This window comes from Kurthia gibsonii (genome assembly GCF_006539985.1).
Taxonomy (GTDB): domain Bacteria; phylum Bacillota; class Bacilli; order Bacillales_A; family Planococcaceae; genus Kurthia; species Kurthia gibsonii.
Map to the genome: position 1 here is coordinate 1 of NZ_BJOB01000103.1, position 1,472 is coordinate 1,472.

1 protein-coding gene is annotated in these 1,472 nt (G+C 37.1%); it reads right to left on the reverse strand.

The genetic code is table 11. From position 1 onward, the window contains the following. Nucleotides 1–41: 41 nt before the first annotated feature. Nucleotides 42–1,370, reverse strand: a complete 1,329-nt coding sequence (locus KGI01_RS13635; RefSeq protein WP_141275133.1) for an IS3 family transposase — start codon at nucleotides 1,368–1,370, stop codon at nucleotides 42–44. Nucleotides 1,371–1,472: the final 102 nt, after the last annotated feature.

Below are 1,472 nucleotides of genomic sequence, written 5' to 3' on the forward strand. Positions count from 1 at the left end.
TAAACTGGCACCTATGTCAAGGACACAATAAAAAAAAGAGATTAAGCAACTTGAAGGTGATTCCTATATTGAATAGGAGTCATCTTTTTTAAGTTCCACTGATAACGATAGTTGTTGTAATAAACCATGTAATGATTTATTTTTGTCTTTAATTCTTGTAATGTTTTACTCGATTGATAGTCTACCTCATCCTTTAAATGGCCAAAGAACGACTCTTGGGGCGCATTATCCCAACAGTTGCCTCTTCTAGACATCGATTGACCTAAACCATATTGCTTTAATAACTTTTGATATCGGGGACTTGTATAATGGCTTCCTTGATCTGAGTGGATGAAGGCATCTTTATGGAGAGTGACTTTTTTGTTGTTGACTAACTTATGGATAGTTTGCGTTGCGATGTCTAAAGTGATTCGATCTGAAACATGGTAGGCTAGAATTTCATTGGTAGAGGCATCTTTTACGGTCGACAAATACGCCATACAATTACCGTTATATGGCAAATAAGTAATGTCGGTTAATAATACTTTTCCCGGAACACCTTGCTTAAATTCTCGGTTTAATTGGTTTGAAACCACTTGATGTTCCTTTGTAGCTTTCGCCATTTTTTTATAAGGGTTCGGCTTTCGATGAGGGCAAACGATGCCGTATTTCTTCATAATTCTTTGGATTTTTTTGCGACTAAAGATAAGATGAAAGTCATTCTCCAGAATCATTTTAATGGAACGAGATCCTTTCTTATAACCACGTCGATTAAAGGCTTTTAATATGATTTCTTTCGCTTCTACGTCGCGTTGCTCTCTAGCTTGACGGCTAGAACGGGCTTTTAGGTAACTGTAATATCCAGAGCGTGAGACGTCTAAAAGGTCACAGAAATAAGCGGTCATTCGCTTCAATTGATTCTGTTCCACCGTTTCATAAATCAATAGATAGATCCTACTTGGATTTAGGCTTTCTCTGGCGTTTAGCAGCCTCCTTTCGGTCACTTCGAGCTTTTTTAATAACGCTACTTGACCTTCTAATAGTTTAATTCGAGCCTCTTGTCTTTCAATGATTTCAGTTGATGTCAGTTCACGGATTAAAGGTCGACCCGCATTACTTTTCCTTGAATCTGTAAGTCCGATTGACCCATCCTTTTCATAAGCTTTCTTCCATCTATAAGCAGATTGTTCGATGCGCTTCATTCCGATTACCTCTACATCAAAACCATTTTCTTCAAAAATATGACGAGGTAGTTTCCCCGCTAAATAAGCATCTAGAAATTTATGTTTAAAAGCATCCGTATAGGTGATAGCACGCTCACTAACACGTGCTACATTCGTATTATTTTGAAGTGTTTCGATCTCTTGCTTTGTAAATATGATTTTACTCATGACGTCGCCTTCTTCCTATAGCTTGAATGTAAAGTATATAAAAAAATACCTGTGATTAAAACACTCTTTTTATCGAGTGTCCTAACTACAGGTACCATACTA